Origin of the sequence: Haloplanus aerogenes (genome assembly GCF_003856835.1) — an archaeon.
GTDB lineage: Archaea > Halobacteriota > Halobacteria > Halobacteriales > Haloferacaceae > Haloplanus > Haloplanus aerogenes.
In genome coordinates, this window is record NZ_CP034145.1 from 1349983 (window position 1) to 1366022 (window position 16040).

The following is a 16040-nucleotide window of genomic DNA, read 5'->3' on the forward strand; positions in this document are numbered from 1 at the left end:
CGGTGGTATCGAGGTTTCAACAATGGTAACAACAGAAGAAGTACTCAACGAATTCGACGTTGCTCCCCTCAAAGGCGAGAACAATGTCGACCTCACCGACGAACAGCTCGAAAACGACTCGAAGGGACAGCTCATCAAACTCGCGGGCCAGCTTCGTGACCGACGCAACGAACTCAACCAGATGGCGTCGGAGCGAGCCTCCAAGCGCGACGACCTGAACGCCGAGACGCGCGAGAAGGTCGACGAGGCGCAGGAACACCGCGAGAAGCGGGACGAACTCAACGAGAAAGTTCAGGAGCACAAGGAGAGCCGGAACGAGCTCAACGCGAAGGCCAACGAGCTCTTCGACGAGGTCGAGGAGATGAAACAGGACCTCGAACTCGGCGACGGCAAGGATCTTGAAGAGCTCGAAGAGGAGATCGAGCAGCTCGAATTTCGGCAGCAGACCGAAGTCCTGAGCGCCGAGGACGAGCGCGAACTCATCGAGAAAATCGAGGAGAAGCGCGAGGAGTACCAGCAGCGCAAGGAAAAACTCGACGACGCGAGCGAACTCGACGAACTCGTCGAGGAGGCCGAGGAGGTCCGCTCCGAAGCGTCCCAGCACCACCAGAAGGTCACGGAACTCGCGGACAAGGCCCAGGAACATCACAACCAGATGATCGAGGCCTATCGCGAGGCCGACGAGATCCGTGACAAGGCCGACGAGATGCACGAACTCTTCGTCGAAGCCCAGGAAGCGGCCGACCGCCACCACGAGGACTTCGTCCGCGTCCAGAAGCGCCTGCGCGAACTCGACAAGGAAGAGGAGCAGGAACAGCAGGACGAGCGCGAGGCCGAACGCGAGGCCGCCAAGGAAGAGGCCGAAGAGATCTACCAGAAGTTCAAGGAAGGCGAGACCCTCGACACCGAGGACCTGATGAAGCTCCAGAAGACGGGGCTCCTGTAGACCGGCCGACGACGCACGTGTTTTTATGCTAATCCGCCTCCCAGCGACGGGTATGGTGATCGAGTGTGAGTGAGGACGGCGACAACGACCTCGCTCGATTCGGAATCGTCGTCGGAGGTGGACTGCTCGCGGCCGTCTTCGGCATCGTGATCTTCGTGGTCGTACCGGGATCGCTGGCTGAGCTCCTCGGCGTGCTGGTGACTATCGGCGTCGTGATCCTCGGATCGCGCGCCGCGCGGGACTACGCCGACTCGGCGTATCCCGACTACAACGTGGCGGAAGTCGCCGTCGAGGGGCCGATCACCCGCGATGGCTCGACGCCCGGGCCGATCCCCGGCGGCGCCCTCGGCGCCACCGCCGACGACGTGGTCGAACAGATTGAACGCGCCGACGAGGACGACGTCGTCGACGCCCTGTTAGTAAAACTCGACACGCCCGGTGGACAGGTCGTCCCCAGCGACGACATCCGGAACGCCGCGGCCGACTTCGACGGCCCGACCGTCGCGTACGCCACCGACGTCTGCGCCAGCGGCGGCTACTGGATCGCGAGCGGCTGTGACGAACTCTGGGCGCGCCGCGGGAGCATCGTCGGCAGTATCGGCGTCATCGGTTCCCGGGTGAACGTCTCGGAACTGGCCGAGGAGCTAGGCATCTCCTACGAGCGCTTCGCCGCCGGCAAGTACAAGGACGCCGGGATGCCGCTGAAAGACCTCTCCGAGGACGAACGCGAGTACCTGCAGGGCATCATCGACGGCTTCTACGACGACTTCGTGGAGCGAGTGGCCGAGGGGCGCGACATGGAGCCCGCGGCCGTCCGCGACACGGAGGCTCGCGTCTACCTCGGCGACGAGGCACACGAACTGGGGCTGGTCGACGATATCGGGGATCGCTCGGCCGTCGAGGCGCACGTCGAGGACCTGCTCGACGCCGAGGTGTCGGTCCGCGAGTTCGAACCGGAGAAGGGGCTAGCGGCTCGCCTTCGCGGCGGCGCGACGGCCGTCGCCTACGCGGCCGGTGCCGGCGCCGCGAGCGTCTTCGTCGACGACGACCACGACTTCCGGCTTCGGTACTGAGCGGTTCGACGCGACTGCTCGACGACCGCCGGACGAGCCGTTCGCCGGGGAATATTTATTCCCGTGGATAGTTCTCACGAGCGTGACTACGCTGGTGCTGTGCGTCGACCGAGCCGACGACATCGGCCGGACCGTCGGCGTGTCGATGCCAGTCGATGGGTGGGACGCGGTGCGGTCGCTGGTGACGGAGGTCGGGCTGGCAGACCCCGAGGACTCGACGGTGAACTGCCTGCTCGAAGCGCTCCGGGTCACCCGCGACCTCCGGAGCGACGGCGAGGAGGCCATCGTCGCCGTCGTCTCCGGCTCCGGCGACTCCCCCGTCGACGCCGACCGGTCGGTCGCCGCGCAGGTCGACGCCCTCCTCGATCAGCACGCTCCCGACTCGACGATCATCGTCACCGATAGTGCCGACGACGAGCGGCTGGTCCCCATCATCGAGAGTCGGCTGCCCGTCGACTCCGTCGACCGCGTGGTCGTCCGGCAGGCCCGCGACATCGAGTCGACGTACTACCTCCTCAAGCAGTTCCTGGCCGACGAGGAACTCCGGTCGACCGTCCTCGTACCGCTGGGAATCGGCCTGCTGCTCCTGCCGGTGTTGCTGATTCGCTTCTCGCTCGGCGTGGCGCTCGCCGGCCTCGCCTCGCTGCTCGGCGCGGCGGTGCTGTACAAGGGGCTGGCTATCGATGTCTACCTCGCGCGCTTACCCGACCAGATTCGGGACGCGCTCTACTCCGGGCAGGTGTCGGTCGTCACCTACGCCGTCGCGGGTGGCCTCGCACTCGTCGGCATCTTCCTCGGTGGCCTCGCCGTCTCGCCCGTCTCCGACGGCGTCATCCTCGTCACCGTCATGCAGTTTTTCTACAGTAGCATCCCGTGGCTGGCGCTGGCGGCGCTCACTGCGAGTGCCGGTCGACTGCTCGACGAACTCATCGAAGCGGATCGTATCCCGCGGCCCTATCTGAACCTTCCCTTCGGCGTCGTCGCCCTCGGACTCGTCGTCCGCGGGTTCGCCGGCTACTTCCTCGAACGCGAGAACGTCCTGCCGCATCTCCAACTGTTCGAGGTCACGATCCAGCCGACGGAGCGACTCGCCCTCTTCGTGGTGTCGGCCATCGTCGTCTCGCTGGTCGGCGTCCAGGTGGCCGCGAAAGTTTCGCACGACTACCCGGACGACGAGTCAGAGACCGACCCCGACGCGGTCGATCCGTAGGTATACTGCCGACGGTATCACCAGGGGGCGAAGCCGGGGTCGACCTCGCGTTCGCGGCGCTCGATACCGTCGATCGTCGCCACGTCGTCGTCGTCGAGGTCGAGCGTCAGCGACTCCCAGTTGTCGCGGATGTGGCCCTCGCTCGTCGCCTTCGGGATAGCTGTGACGCCTTTCTCCCGGAGCCACGCGAGCGACACCTGTGCCTCGCTGACGCCGTGTTTCTCGGCCACCTCCTGAATCTCCGGGACGTCGAACACCTCGCCGCGGGCCAGCGGTGAGTACGCCACCACCTCCACGTCGCGGTCGGCACAGTGGGCGCGCAGTTCCTCCTGTGGGAGCAGCGGGTGACATTCGATCTGGTTGGCGAAGATGGGCGCGTCGGCCGTCTCGATGGCCTCGTCCACCTGGTCGGGTTCGAAGTTGCTGATGCCGATCCGCTCGATCAGCCCTTCGTCGTAGAGTTCGTCGAAGGCGGCGAGGGTGTCTTCGGGGTCGTACTCGCGCGCGGGCCAGTGGACGTAGAGGAGGTCGACGTAGTCGACGCCGAGTTTCTCCAGACTCTCCTGGGTCGTGGCCAGTACGTCGTCGTACGCCAGTTCGTCGATCCAGACTTTCGTCGCGAGGAACACGTCTTCGCGGGGCACGTCCGCCCGTGCCAGACCCTCGCCGACCGACGCCTCGTTGTCGTACGCCTGCGCGGTGTCGACGTGGCGATACCCCATCTCCAGCGCCGTCGCCACGGCGTTCGCACACGCTTCCGGATCCGTGTTCTGCCACGTGCCGATACCGAGGCTCGGCATCTCGTCGATCGGGGACTGAGACATAGTCCGAACGAGACACGAGACGCCAAAAGGCGTTGCGAAAGGGCCGGTTCGTGCCGGTTACCGCTTGTTCCACTGTTCCCGCGCGAACTTCGCGAGCAGGGGCACGTCGCGGAGGTGGAGGAGGCGGAGCATCGCCTGCACGTTGCCGGCGTTGGCCTTCGCCAGCAGGTCGCTGTCGGCCTCGCGCAGATCCGCCATCAGCGTGTCGTAGCGCTCGTTGGGTGCGAGATAGAGGAGTTCCGTCATCAGCAACCGTTCGCGCATCCGGGGAGCGACCTTGCTGTGCCAGAGTTTGCTGTAGACCGACATCGCCTCCGCCGAGGTGTCGGGATCGCCGTTCGTGAAACACCGGTCGGCAGTGATGGCGGCCATCCGCCCCGACTTCATCCCCTTGTGGATGCCTTCGCCCCAGAGCGGGTCGATGGTCGGTACCGTGTCGCCGATGGCCATGAAGCCGTCCGTGACGAGTTTGCCGGGCATCTGGATGTGCGCCGAGCCGCGGTGTTGCTGTTTGTCGCTGATGCGCTCGGCGTCGGCAAAGCGCGGATCGGTCGCCAGCCAGTGATGGAGGTAGTCGTCGATGCTCGTCCCCTCGCGGCCGTACTGCTCGTGGCTCTCGTTCTGGATGTAACAGAGGCCGACCTTCGCGGTGTCGCCGCCGGTGTGGAAGATCCACGAGTAGCCGCCGGGGGCGTAGTCGTGATCCAGCCGGAGCATCATCGCGTTGCTGAGGTCGGCGTAGTCGGGGTGGTCGACCGTGACGCCTTCCATCTCCCACTCGACGCCGATGGCCTGATGATCGCGTTGCAGGTCGCTCACTCCCAGTTTCTTCGCGAGCGGTGCCGCCGGCCCCGTCGCGTCGACGACGATGTCGGCGTACACTTCCTCGGCGCCCGCGTAGCGGACGCCGGCGATCTGATCGTCCTCCATGATCGGCGCGTTCGCGCGGGCGTCGAACCGGTAGGTCGCGCCCTCCGCTCGGCCCTCCTCGACCAGCCACCGCTTGAAGTCCGCGAACTCCAGAACGGCACCGGGCTGGTGCTGGACGTAGTGGTCGTTCGGTGACTCCAACACCACGTCGTTGGTGTAGTTCATCACCACCTCGTCCGGCACGCCGAAGGAGGCCATCATGGAGGGGAAGGTGCCGGCGGTAGACTTGTTGCTCTGGCGGGGGAAGTCCTCTTCCGCTTCCGCTTCGAGGACGACGACGTCGTACCCCCGCTGAGCGAGGTCGCGGGCGCACTGGGCTCCGGCGGGCCCCGCGCCGGCGACGATCACGTCGAAACGGTCGGACATATCTTTCCCTACCGGGTGAGCGTAATCAGTCTTGCTGAACCGGGACGAAGACAGACTCTTGGGGCTCGGCGACGCGTTGCGATTCGATGCAACGATGACCGGAGCACGCGGCGCCGCCGTGTTCGTCCTTGCCCTGGCAAGCGCCCTCGCCGTCGGCGTCGCCGCCGGTCCCGTCGCTGCCCTCTCCCCCGCTGCCGGCTACGCCCTCGGCGTCACCGTCTTCGCCGCCGTTCTCTGGCTCACGGGTGCGATTCCGCTCTCCCTGACCGCGCTCGCGATTCCCGTTCTCCTCACCGTGTTCGGCGTCGTCACCGACTTCGCCGACGCCGTCACCGGCTTCGCCGACCCCGTCGTCTTCCTCCTGCTCGCCGGGTTCGTGCTGGCCGAGGCGCTCCAGAGCCACGGCGTCGACCGACGGGTCGCCTACCACGTCCTCCTGCGACTCGGCACCTCGCCGCGCCGACTCGTCCTCGCGGTCATGGTCGTCACCGCCTTCCTCTCGATGGTCATCTCCAACACCGCGACGACGGCGATGATGGTCCCCATCGCCGTCGGCCTCGTGGGGGAGGTGACGGACGTGTGGGCGGTCGACGACGGTGCGGGCGCGGGTGAGAGGGACGGCGACGCCGACGCTGCTGCCGGCGTGTCACCCCACGCCGCGACCCTCGACACCGATCCCTCGAACTTCCAACTCGCCATGCTCCTCGGCGTCGCCTACGCCGCCAGCCTCGGCGGCGTCGGCACCCTCGTCGGGACGCCTCCGAACGCCATCGTCGTGGGGCAGTTGCGCGAACTCCTCGACTACCACGTCTCCTTCCTCGACTGGTTGCTCGTCGGCCTGCCCATGGTCGTGGTCACCCTCCCCGTCGCGTGGGTGCTCCTGACGTTCGTCGTCTACCCGCCACAGGTTGGCGACGTGAGCGACGCCCGCGAGAGCGCCCGTCGGAGCCTCGCGGCGGCCGGCGAGCTGGACGCCGACGCTCGCCGGACCGTCCTCATCTTCGCCGTCACGGCGGCACTCTGGCTCCTCGGTGGCCTCGGCTTCCTCTTCGAACCGTACCTCCCAACCGCCGTCTACACCACCCTGTTCGGCGGCGCGGGCGTCTCCGTCTTCGGCACGACGGGGCACGAGGGTCTCCTCTACTACGTGGTGGTGGGGCTGGCGGCCGTCGTCGCGCTAGTCGTCACGGACGCCGCGGCGTGGGACGACCTGCTCGACATCGACTGGAGGACGCTCGTCCTTCTCGGGGGCGGCATCTCGCTCGCCAACGCGCTCGTCGCCACCGGTGCGACGGAGTGGCTGGCGTCGGTGACGCTCGGTGCCCTCGGCCCTGCACCGCTCCCCGTCGTCGTCCTCGTCGTCGTGACGCTCGTGGTCGTCGTGGGCGAACTCGCGTCGAACACGGCGATGGCAGCCATCCTCGCCCCCCTGCTAGTGGGCATCGGCCCCGCATACGCCGACGTACTGGGTACGTCGACGACGACGGCGGCCGCCTTCCTCGCCCTCGTCGGCGCCGTCGCCGCGAGTTACGGCTTCGCGCTCCCGGTGGCGACGCCGCCGAACGCCATCGCCTACGGCGCGGGCTACATGGACAAAGACGACATGCTCCGGGCGGGCCTGCCGCTCGACGCCGTGGTGATCCTCCTCGCGACGGGCGTGCTCACCCTGTTGCTCCGGTTCGTCTGGCCGGTGGTATTGGCGTAGGCGTCACTCGCTCCCCGCCGCTCGACTCCCCTGCCGACCGAACACCCCCGCCGGATCGTACGACTCCTCCACCTCGACCAGTCGCTCGTACGCCGACCCGAAGGTCGTTCGGCGCATCGCCTCGCCCTCCTCGAAGAAGCCGGGGAAGTTGAGATACGTCGCTCCGTCGGAGAACTGGCGCATGTCGTCGAGACAGTCCCGCACCCACGCGACGTTGTCGTCGTCGGCCGCGGGGTCCTCCCAGTTCGCTTCGACGCCGAGGAGGAAGGGCGCATGGCGCCCGGCGAAGGCGCTGTCGTCGGCGTCGACTCGCTCGATTTCGCCGCCGAGATGCCACACGTCGACCGTCGAGAGCGGCGACGGCGCCGCCTCGGCCCAGTACGCGATGCGGTCGATAGCCGACTCGGGCAGGCCGTCGAGGTAGAGCGACTTCCAGTAGTAGCGCATCCCTTCGGGGTAGTCGTCGTCGAGGATACGCTGGAAGTCGGCGTACCGTCGCACCTCGCTGTAGTCGACGATGGGGTCGGCTAGCTCTCGAAGCGGAGCCAGCGCTCGCTCGCCCGCCGACGGCGGCCCCGCGTAACAGCCCATGACGGCGAACTTGCAGTCGTCGACCACCGCGGCCGGAAACAGGTCGGGATCGTACATCACGCCGGTCGAGGTGAGGGTGCTGACCTCGTCCGGCGCCGTCGCGACGAACTCGCGGTACGCGCGCAGGCAGTCTTTCGCCCGGTCGCCCGGATAGAACACGAGGCAGGTCGCCACCTCGGGGCCGACCGGGTGGCAGTCGAACTCGAACGCGGTGACGACGCCGAACGCGCCGGCCCCGCCCTGGAGCGCCCAGAACAGATCCGGGTTCTCGTCGGCGCTCGTGGTCACGAACTCGCCCTCGGCCGTGACGACGTCGACCGACCGAAGGTTGTCACAGCTCAGCCCGTACTTTCGGCGGAGGTGGCCGATGCCACCGCCGAGGGTCAACCCCGCGACACCGGTGTCGGAGACGACGCCCCCGGGCGTCGCCAGCCCGAACGCCTGCGTCTCGTGATCCACGTCGGCCCACCGGGCGCCGGCCTGCACCCACGCCGTCCGTCGCTCCGGGTCGACGCTGACGGCCGTCATCTCCGAGCAGTCGATCACGAGGCCGTCGTCGCAGACGGCGTTCCCGGAGACGTTGTGCCCACCGCCGCGAACCGACACCGGACACGACGCCTCGCGGGCGAGCGTCACCGCTTCGATCACGTCGGCGACGCCCGCACACCGGGCGATCACTGCCGGATACCGGTCGATCATCCCGTTCCAGACCGCGCGGGCGTCGTCGTACACGTCGTCGTCGGGGCGGATCACGTCGCCGTGTAACGCCGCCTCGAACCGGCCGAGACGGTCGTCGGTCAGTGTGGCTGCCATACCGAATCGAACGAGGCGACGGGGCTTGGCCTCACCCGTCGAGATGGGTTCGACGAGGCGAACGCCGTCTCACGCCGTGAGACGTGGTTCGGCGCGTGGAGATAGAGTTAGTAGCCGTGGCAACGATTTGCTAGGGGGTGATTCACATGGGTGACCACGACGAGGACGCCGACGCCGCGGACGTGTCGCCCGGATCGCCGGTGCTGGAGGCGTTGCTGGAGAACGAGCGGAACCGCCGCTATCTGGGGCAGCGACTCGACGCCGCGGACGACCGGGTGGAGACGGCGCTCCTCGGCGACATCGTCCGCCACGGGCCGGTGCTGGAGGCGCTCCGAGAGGGCCCGCTTGATCGTCGGGAGATCGAGACCCGTCTCGACGTATCTCGCGCGACGAGCCATCGACTGACCCAGTGGCTCGATCAGCGGGAGTACGTCGAGAAAGTCGACGGTCGCTTCCGACTGACCGGACGCGGCGAGGCCGTCGCCGACGAAGTGCTTCGCTTCGAGGCGAACGTCCGCACGGTGGAGCGTCTCGCGCCGCTTCTGGACCGCATCTGTGACGACCATCAGGAGTTCGTCGTCGAACCGTTCGTGGACGCGACGGTCACCGTCGCGCAACCGGACGATCCGTACCGACCGGTCGAACGCGTCCGATCGTTGCTCCGCGAATCCGAGACGTTCCGGGGGTTCAACACGACGCCGATGGTTCCGCCAGCTCTCGGCGAGTTTCACCGACGCCTGTTCGAGGACGTCGACGCCGAACTCGTCTACCGTCCGGCCACCGTCGAGACCCTCTTCGAGACGTATCCCGAGCGAGCGACGACGGCCGTCGAGCGCGGGCACCTGACCCTGCGGACCCGAGACGACTTCCCCTACGGTCTCGCCATCTTCGACGACCGGGTGGGGATCGGCGGCTACGACGAGGAGACGGGACTGCTGCCGGTGTTCGTCGATACGGGCTCGCCTATCGCTCGGGAGTGGGCGGAACGCGTCTACGCGTCGATCAGAGCGGATTCCGACCCGCTCTAGTAGAACTCGCGGACCAGATCCATCGCGTCGTCGGGAGCGCCGTCGGGAATCTCCGACATGTTGGCGTCGACGCCGTGTTTCTTCTCGTAAGGCACCGAGTCCTCGTCGCGGTAGAGGACGCCCTGATACTCCGACCCGGGGTCGAGGATGCGCGAGCGGGCGTCCTCGTAGTCGGTCGGATCGTGATCCACCTCCGCGAGGTCGACGATGTGGTCGCGGAAGTAGTCGTAGGTGTCGACGTCGTTGAACGTCACGCAGGGGGAGAACACGTTGACGAAGCCGAAGCCGTCGTGTTCGACCGCTTCCTTGACGATTTCGGCGTGGCGCTGGGCGTCCGTCGAGAACGACTGTGCGATGAACGTGCCGCTGGCGGCGAAGGCGAGGGCGAGGGGATTGACCGGTGGCTGTTGCGGGCCTTCCGGCGTCGTCGAGGTTTCGAAGTCCTCGCGGCTGGTCGGCGAGGCCTGTCCCTTCGTCAGGCCGTAGATGCGGTTGTCCATGACGACGTAGGTCATGTCGATGTTGCGGCGGACGGCGTGGACGAAGTGGCCGGCGCCGATGGAGTAGCCGTCACCGTCGCCGCCCGCGACCATCACCTCGATGTCGGGGTTGGCGAGTTTGACGCCCGCGCCGACCGGGAGCGCGCGCCCGTGGACGCCGTGGAGGGCGTAGGAGCGCATATACGTCCCGATCTTGCCGGAACAGCCGATGCCGGCGACGATGAACGTTTCGTCGGGGCTGTTGCCGGTCTCGGCGAGGGCTTTCATCATCCCGTTCATAGTGCCGAAGTCGCCACAACCCGGGCACCACGTCGGCTGTGCGTCTGATTTGAAGTCGGTGAAGCGAACGTCTGAGCTCATGCGGTGGCCTCCTCTTCTTCGCCGTCGCCAGCGAGCATCGCGGCGATCCGCTCGGCGAGTTCGTCCGCCTTGAAGCGGACGCCGTCGTACTTGTTCAGCCGTTTCACCCGCGTCAGCGTGTCGTGCTCGATCAGGTCGGCGAACTGTCCCGTCGCGTTACACTCGACGAGGATCACCTCGTCGGCGGCCTCGACGTCGTCGGTCAGGTCCGGACGCGGGAAGACGTAGGGCACCGAGAGGAAACGCACGTCGATGCCGTCCTCCTCGAGGAAGACCATCGCCTCCCGCATCGCCCCCTCGTTCGACCCCCACGAGATGACGAGCGTCTCGGAATCGGGGTCGCCGAACTCGCGGGCTTCGAACGGCTCGCGCGCTTTCGCCGTCTCGACCTTTCGGCTCCGTTTGTCCACCTGCTGGACGCGCATGCCGGTGTCTTCGGTCCGGCGCCCGAGTTCGTCGTGTTCGAGGCCGGTGGACATGTGGACGCCACCCTCGGTCCCCGGGAAGGCGCGCGGACTGATGCCGTCCTCGGTGATGGCGTGGGGTTTGAACCGTCCCTGATCGTCCTGCCACTCGCCGACGGTCTCCTCGTCAACGACGTTCCCACGCTCGATTTCGACGGCGTCCATGTCGAACTCCTCTGGCGGGTAGGTCTGTTCCGTGACCGCGAGCGAGAGGTCGGCGGTCAGGTAGACCGGCAACTGGTACTTCTCGGCGAGGTTGAACGCCTCGACGGTCTTGTGGAAACACTCGGCGATGGTCGTTGGCGCGAGGACGAACCGCGGCACCTCGCCGTGACCGCCGTAGAGCATGGCGTTCAGGTCGCCCTGTTCCTGTTTGGTGGGCATCCCCGTCGACGGGCCGGAGCGCATCACGTTACAGATGACCAGCGGCGTCTCGCTGGTGGCGACGAGGCCGAACGTCTCGGCCATGAGGTCGATACCGGGGCCGGACGTGGCGGTCATGGATCTGGCGCCCGCGCGGGCGGCGCCGAGGGCCATGTTGATCGCCGAGAGTTCGTCCTCCGCCTGGACGACGTGACCGCCGTAGCGCTCGATCCGGCCCGTCAGGTACTCCATCACGTTGGTCGCGGGCGTGATGGGGTAGCCGGCGTAGAACCGACAGCCGCCGGCGATGGCGCCCATGCCGATGGCCTCGTCGCCGTTCAGGAGAACGTAGTTCTCGTCGGTACACTCCAGATCGTACCCGAACTCCTGATCGTAATGTTCGTGAACGTAGTCCCGGCCCTTGCGGGCGGCGGTCATGTTGTTCTCGACGATGGCGGACCCCTTGTCGCCGAAGCGCTTCTCGAGGGCGCTGTTGAGATTCTCGATGGGGAAGTCGCTGACGGCGCAGGCGGCGCCGAGGGCGACGACGTTGCGCATGATGGCGCCGCCGGCGTCCTCCGCGAGACTCTTCAGCGGCACGTCGAGACCGACCATCTCGTCGGGGATCTCCACGTCCTGCATCGTCGTCCGCTCCCCGTCGTAGATGATGACGCTCCCCTCGTGGAGTTCGTCGAGATTCTCGTCGATGGTGCGCTGGGTGAGTGCGATGAGCACGTCCAGCCGGTCGACGACGCTCTGTACCTGTTCTACCGACGTGCGGACTTTGTACGCCGTGTAGCCGCCGCGAATACGCGACGCGAAGTCCTTGGACGTGAACACGTGCCGACCGGCCCTCGAAAGCGCCTGAGCGAAGATTTTTCCGGTGGAGTCGATGCCGTCCCCGGCTTCACCACCGATCGCCCAGTTGAAGTCCGCAGGCATACTGTGTGGAGAGCTATCGCCGGACCGCTCAAAAGCCTTCTGTATGCTTCGGGTTCCCGCAAATACGGACGGCCGAGATGTGTCGACATCGCCGAATCGGGCGCACAGCTCTGCCAGAAATCGACGGATGTAACCGACCCTACCGCTACGATACCGTATGGCGTAGGTTTATCACGAATGATTGGAAAGTCTATCTTGAGTTATGTCCGACGACGATATCGAACTGGAGGCGCGCCTCGAGGAGCAGGAAGTGTTCGAGCCCTCGGACGCGTTCGTCGAGCAGGCGAACGTTTCGGACCCTGATATCTATCAGGAGTTCGAGGAGAACTGGCCCAACTGCTGGCAGGCGGCGGCCGAACTCCTCGACTGGGACGAGGAGTACGAGCAGGTGCTCGACGACTCGAATCCGCCGTTCTACAAGTGGTTCACGGACGGCAAGCTGAACGCGTCGGCGAACTGTCTCGACCGACACCTCGACGAACGGGGCGACGAGGTGGCGATCGAGTGGGTCGGGGAGCCGGTCGACGAGGACGACCGCTCGTTCACCTACGAGGAACTCCACCGCGAGGTCAACGAGTGCGCGGCGGCGCTCCGCGACATGGGCGTCGGCGAGGACGACGTGGTGACGATGTACATGCCGATGATCCCGGAACTGCCCATCGCCATGCTGGCGTGTGCGCGCATCGGCGCTCCGCACAGCGTGGTGTTCGCGGGCTTCTCCGCGGACGCGCTGGCGACCCGCATGAACGCCGCCGACTCCGAGTATCTGGTCACGTGTGACGGCTACTACCGCCGCGGCGACCCGCTCGACCACCTCTCGAAGGCCAACGAGGGCCTCGCGGGCGTCGATCACGAGGTGTCCGACGTCGTCGTGGCCGAACGGCTCCGTGACGGCGACGGCTTCGGCCACGACCTCGCGGACAACCAGCACGCCTACGCCGACCTCGTCGCGGATCACGCGGGCGCCGAGGTGGCCCCGGTCCAGCGCGACGCCGAGGATATGCTGTTCCTGATGTACACCTCGGGGACGACGGGCCAACCCAAGGGCGTCAAGCACACCACGGGTGGCTACCTCGCGTGGGCGTCGTGGACCAGTCAGGCCGTCCTCGACATCAAGCCCGAGGACACCTACTTCTGCTCGGCCGACATCGGCTGGATCACGGGCCACTCCTACATCGTCTACGGGCCGCTCGCGCTCGGGACGACGACGATGATGTACGAGGGAACGCCGGACTACCCGGACCGCGACCGCCTCTGGCAGATCATCGAGGAGTACGAGGCCAACCAGCTCTACACCGCGCCGACCGCGATCCGCGCGTTCATGAAGTGGGGTTCGGAGTACCCCGAACGGAACGACCTCTCCAGCCTCCGTCTGCTGGGGACGGTCGGCGAACCCATCAACCCGCGCGCCTGGAAGTGGTACTACAAGCACATCGGCAACGAGGAGTGCCCCATCGTCGACACGTGGTGGCAGACCGAGACGGGCGGCATGATGGTCACCACGCTGCCCGGCGTCAAGGACATGAAACCCGGCTCCGCCGGCCCGCCGCTCCCCGGCGTCGACGCCCAGATCGTCGACACCAACGGCGACGAGGTGGATGCCGGCCGCGCTGGCTATCTCACCGTCCAGAAGCCGTGGCCCGGCATGCTCCGCACGCTCTACAAGAACGACGAGCGCTACATCGAGGAGTACTGGGCCGAGTACTCCGACACGGACAGCGACGACCCGGACGACTGGGTCTACTTCCCCGAGGACGGCGCGAAGATCGACGACGACGGCTACATCACCGTCCTCGGCCGCGTCGACGACGTGATCAACGTCTCCGGCCACCGGCTGGGGACGATGGAGATCGAATCCGCCATCGTCGGCGTCGAGGGCGTCGCGGAAGCGGCCGTCGTCGGCGGCGACCACGAAGTGAAAGGCGAGGCTGTCTACGCCTACGTCATCACCGAGGAGGGCTACGACGAGGACGACGACCTCCGCCAGCGCATCATCCAGGGCGTCGAGGACGCCATCGGGCCCATCGCCCGACCGGAGCGCGTCATCTTCTCGCCGGACCTGCCCAAGACGCGCTCGGGCAAGATCATGCGGCGCCTGCTGGAAGACATCGCCAACGAGGCCGAACTGGGTGACACCTCGACGCTGCGCAACCCCGAAATCGTCGAGGACATTCAGGGCAAGATCAGCGGCGACTGAGCGGACGGCTCAGCGGTCGAGCACGCGGTTTCTCTTTCGTTCCTGCCACACCGCCAGCAGTTCGTACAGGAAGATGGCGCCGACGAGCGCGAGCGATCCCCAGACCAGCACGGCGAATCCGAGCGCGGAGAGGGTCATCGACGCTCACCTCCGCCGCCGCTCCCGTCGGCCATCGCGTCGGCATCGCTGCCGCCCTCGTCGAGACGACGCACGTCCCGGCCGAGACGGTCCAGATCGTACCGCCGGTTACCGAGTCGCGCGGTCACGACGGCCAGCCCCGTCGAAACGGCGGCGGCGCCGAGGAAGGAGACGAAGTAGGAGGCGGCGGGCAGCGCCGAGAGCGGGAGGACGCCCCGCGCTGGCGGGAAAAAGGCGAGGCCGACGACGAGGCCCGCGGCGCTCGCGACGAGGACGCCCCCGGACCACGCCCGCTGCGAGTAGAGGCCGTACAGGAGGGGAATGAACGTCGCCGCGGCCAGCAGGTCTGCCAGCAGGAACAGGGTGAGCACGGAGTAGCCTTGCGCGCCGACGACGGTGGCGGCGGCGGCGACGAGGACGGTCACCGCGCGCGCCGCGGCCGTGAGTCGGTCGTCGGAGAGGTCGGCCACGCGTGGCAGGTCGACGGTGACGACGCTCGCGATGGCGTTGAAGAGCGTGTCGGCGCTGGAGACGACGAGGAGGACGGCGAGGACGGCCACCGCGAGGACGGCCGGATCGGGGAGTACGTCGGTCACGACGAGGAAGAAGGAGACGCTGGCGTCGGCGGGCGCCTCGACGAGGCCGAGGCCGACGGCGATGGGGCCGAAGATACCGGCGAGAAAGATCATTGGGACCACCGCGACGGCGGCGACGAGGAAGGAGCGCCGGAGCGTCTCCTCGTCGCTCGCGGCGTAGACGCGTTGCCACCACGCCTGATTCAGCATCTCCGCGCCGACGATGGCGACGACGACGTACGCGCCGAACTCCAGGCCACTGGGGGACCCGACGGCGAGGAGGTTCGGGGCGTTGTCGACGACGGCGGCGTGGGCGGCGTTCGTCCCACCGAGTGCGAGGAGGGTGACGACGACGCTCACGATCAGGAGCGGGAGGATGAGCACCGTCTGGACGGTGTCAGTGACGATGCTCGCGCGGAGGCCGCCGTAGCCGGTGTAGGCGAGGACGGTGACGCCGACGACAGTCGCCGTCTGCCACCCCGGCACGCCAGCGATCAGCGAGAGCGCACTCGCGATGCCGGTGAACTCCGCCGCGAGGAAGACGAACATGTAGGCGACGCTCACGAGGAGGACGTAGGCGTACATCGCCGACCCGTAGCGGGCGTAGGCGTACTCCGTGAGGCTGTGTCCCTCGGGGAGCAGGTCGCGGATGCGCGGCCCGACGACGGCGAAGGCGGCGAGCGCGAGCGCCGACCCCGCGGCGTAGCCAGCGACGGCAGTGATGCCGCCGAACGCCGCCCCCGCCTCCGCCGGGCTGAACAGGATCCACGCGCCCATGCTGGAGGCGACGATGGTCGCCGTCAGCGCCCCGCCACCCGTCGAGTTGCGGGCGGTGATGTAGTCCTCGACGGTTTCGATCCGTCCCCGTGCGTACCACGCGCCGAGCGCCGCGAACGCGACGAGGACGACGCCGACGAGTCCGAGCAGTACCGCCGCCGTCACCACGGCCGGTCACCTCCGAGTCGAGCGTGCATGTGCGTCGCTCCGCGGTGGACGTTGTAATAGTTTGTGTTAT

13 protein-coding genes are annotated in these 16040 nt (G+C 67.2%); 6 read left to right on the top strand and 7 right to left on the bottom strand.

Going from position 1 to position 16040, the window contains the following annotated elements; translation table 11 throughout:
• Positions 1-22: 22 nt before the first annotated feature.
• From DU502_RS06885 to DU502_RS06895, 3 genes are all read left to right on the top strand, one after another.
• A complete protein-coding gene (locus DU502_RS06885; protein WP_121920724.1) occupies positions 23-946 on the top strand; it encodes a coiled-coil protein in 924 nt (307 codons plus the stop codon).
• A 65-nt stretch (positions 947-1011) separates the two neighbouring features.
• Positions 1012-2019: a signal peptide peptidase SppA gene (gene sppA, locus DU502_RS06890; RefSeq protein WP_241966810.1), complete on the top strand. Its 1008-nt coding sequence runs from the start codon at positions 1012-1014 to the stop codon at positions 2017-2019.
• A gap of 82 nt (positions 2020-2101) precedes the next feature.
• Complete coding sequence (locus DU502_RS06895; RefSeq protein ID WP_121920723.1) at positions 2102-3229, top strand: DUF373 family protein; 1128 nt, start codon at positions 2102-2104, stop codon at positions 3227-3229.
• 17 nt (positions 3230-3246) lie between these two features.
• On the opposite strand, the gene DU502_RS06900 is transcribed toward DU502_RS06895, so the two are convergent.
• A complete protein-coding gene (locus DU502_RS06900) occupies positions 3247-4029 on the bottom strand; it encodes an aldo/keto reductase (protein ID WP_121921011.1) in 783 nt (260 codons plus the stop codon).
• 81 nt (positions 4030-4110) lie between these two features.
• Positions 4111-5349 (bottom strand): digeranylgeranylglycerophospholipid reductase, encoded by a 1239-nt coding sequence (locus tag DU502_RS06905; RefSeq protein WP_121920722.1) that lies wholly within the window; start codon positions 5347-5349, stop codon positions 4111-4113.
• A gap of 94 nt (positions 5350-5443) precedes the next feature.
• On the opposite strand from DU502_RS06905, the gene DU502_RS06910 reads away from it, so the two are divergent.
• Positions 5444-7054, top strand: coding sequence for an SLC13 family permease (locus DU502_RS06910; RefSeq protein WP_121920721.1), 1611 nt, complete (start codon positions 5444-5446; stop codon positions 7052-7054).
• A gap of 3 nt (positions 7055-7057) precedes the next feature.
• Here the strand turns inward: DU502_RS06910 and DU502_RS06915 are convergent, their stop codons facing one another.
• The gene (locus tag DU502_RS06915; RefSeq protein ID WP_121920720.1) at positions 7058-8458 is read right to left on the bottom strand and encodes an FAD-binding oxidoreductase; all 1401 of its coding nucleotides are present in this window, start codon (positions 8456-8458) and stop codon (positions 7058-7060) included.
• Positions 8459-8604: 146 nt separating this feature from the next.
• Between DU502_RS06915 and DU502_RS06920 the strand changes: the two genes are divergently transcribed.
• Positions 8605-9486 (top strand): helix-turn-helix transcriptional regulator, encoded by an 882-nt coding sequence (locus tag DU502_RS06920; RefSeq protein ID WP_121920719.1) that lies wholly within the window; start codon positions 8605-8607, stop codon positions 9484-9486.
• Here DU502_RS06920 and DU502_RS06925 read toward each other — a convergent pair.
• Both DU502_RS06925 and DU502_RS06930 read right to left on the bottom strand, forming a co-directional pair.
• Entirely contained in the window at positions 9483-10346 is an 864-nt protein-coding gene (locus DU502_RS06925) for a 2-oxoacid:ferredoxin oxidoreductase subunit beta (RefSeq protein ID WP_121920718.1), read from the bottom strand. The genes DU502_RS06920 and DU502_RS06925 overlap by 4 nt on opposite strands.
• The gene (locus tag DU502_RS06930; protein ID WP_121920717.1) at positions 10343-12115 is read right to left on the bottom strand and encodes a 2-oxoacid:acceptor oxidoreductase subunit alpha; all 1773 of its coding nucleotides are present in this window, start codon (positions 12113-12115) and stop codon (positions 10343-10345) included. Before DU502_RS06930 ends, DU502_RS06925 begins: the two co-directional genes overlap by 4 nt.
• A 202-nt stretch (positions 12116-12317) precedes the next feature.
• On the opposite strand from DU502_RS06930, the gene acs reads away from it, so the two are divergent.
• Positions 12318-14312 carry an acetate--CoA ligase gene (gene acs, locus DU502_RS06935; protein WP_121920716.1) on the top strand — a complete coding sequence of 665 codons (1995 nt, stop codon included), beginning with the start codon at positions 12318-12320 and terminating at the stop codon, positions 14310-14312.
• Positions 14313-14321: 9 nt separating this feature from the next.
• Here acs and DU502_RS18855 read toward each other — a convergent pair whose 3' ends face one another.
• Together DU502_RS18855 and DU502_RS06940 are read right to left on the bottom strand one after the other, a co-directional pair.
• A complete protein-coding gene (locus tag DU502_RS18855; protein ID WP_277872147.1) occupies positions 14322-14450 on the bottom strand; it encodes a hypothetical protein in 129 nt (42 codons plus the stop codon).
• Complete coding sequence (locus DU502_RS06940; RefSeq protein ID WP_121920715.1) at positions 14447-15970, bottom strand: sodium:solute symporter family transporter; 1524 nt, start codon at positions 15968-15970, stop codon at positions 14447-14449. The genes DU502_RS18855 and DU502_RS06940 overlap by 4 nt, the downstream gene beginning before the upstream one ends.
• Between the last annotated feature and the right edge of the window lie 70 nt (positions 15971-16040).

Excerpts from the sequence above, each read along its gene's own strand:
- DU502_RS06885 (WP_121920724.1), top strand. The coding sequence starts at position 23 with ATGGTAACAACAGAAGAAGTACTCAACGAATTCGACGTTGCTCCCCTC.
- DU502_RS06900 (WP_121921011.1), bottom strand. The coding sequence starts at position 4,029 with ATGCCGAGCCTCGGTATCGGCACGTGGCAGAACACGGATCCGGAAGCG.
- DU502_RS06905 (WP_121920722.1), bottom strand. The coding sequence starts at position 5,349 with ATGTCCGACCGTTTCGACGTGATCGTCGCCGGCGCGGGGCCCGCCGGA.
- DU502_RS06910 (WP_121920721.1), top strand. The coding sequence starts at position 5,444 with ATGACCGGAGCACGCGGCGCCGCCGTGTTCGTCCTTGCCCTGGCAAGC.
- DU502_RS06915 (WP_121920720.1), bottom strand. The coding sequence starts at position 8,458 with ATGGCAGCCACACTGACCGACGACCGTCTCGGCCGGTTCGAGGCGGCG.
- DU502_RS06920 (WP_121920719.1), top strand. The coding sequence starts at position 8,605 with ATGGGTGACCACGACGAGGACGCCGACGCCGCGGACGTGTCGCCCGGA.
- DU502_RS06925 (WP_121920718.1), bottom strand. The coding sequence starts at position 10,346 with ATGAGCTCAGACGTTCGCTTCACCGACTTCAAATCAGACGCACAGCCG.
- DU502_RS06930 (WP_121920717.1), bottom strand. The coding sequence starts at position 12,115 with ATGCCTGCGGACTTCAACTGGGCGATCGGTGGTGAAGCCGGGGACGGC.
- acs (WP_121920716.1), top strand. The coding sequence starts at position 12,318 with ATGTCCGACGACGATATCGAACTGGAGGCGCGCCTCGAGGAGCAGGAA.
- DU502_RS18855 (WP_277872147.1), bottom strand. The coding sequence starts at position 14,450 with ATGACCCTCTCCGCGCTCGGATTCGCCGTGCTGGTCTGGGGATCGCTC.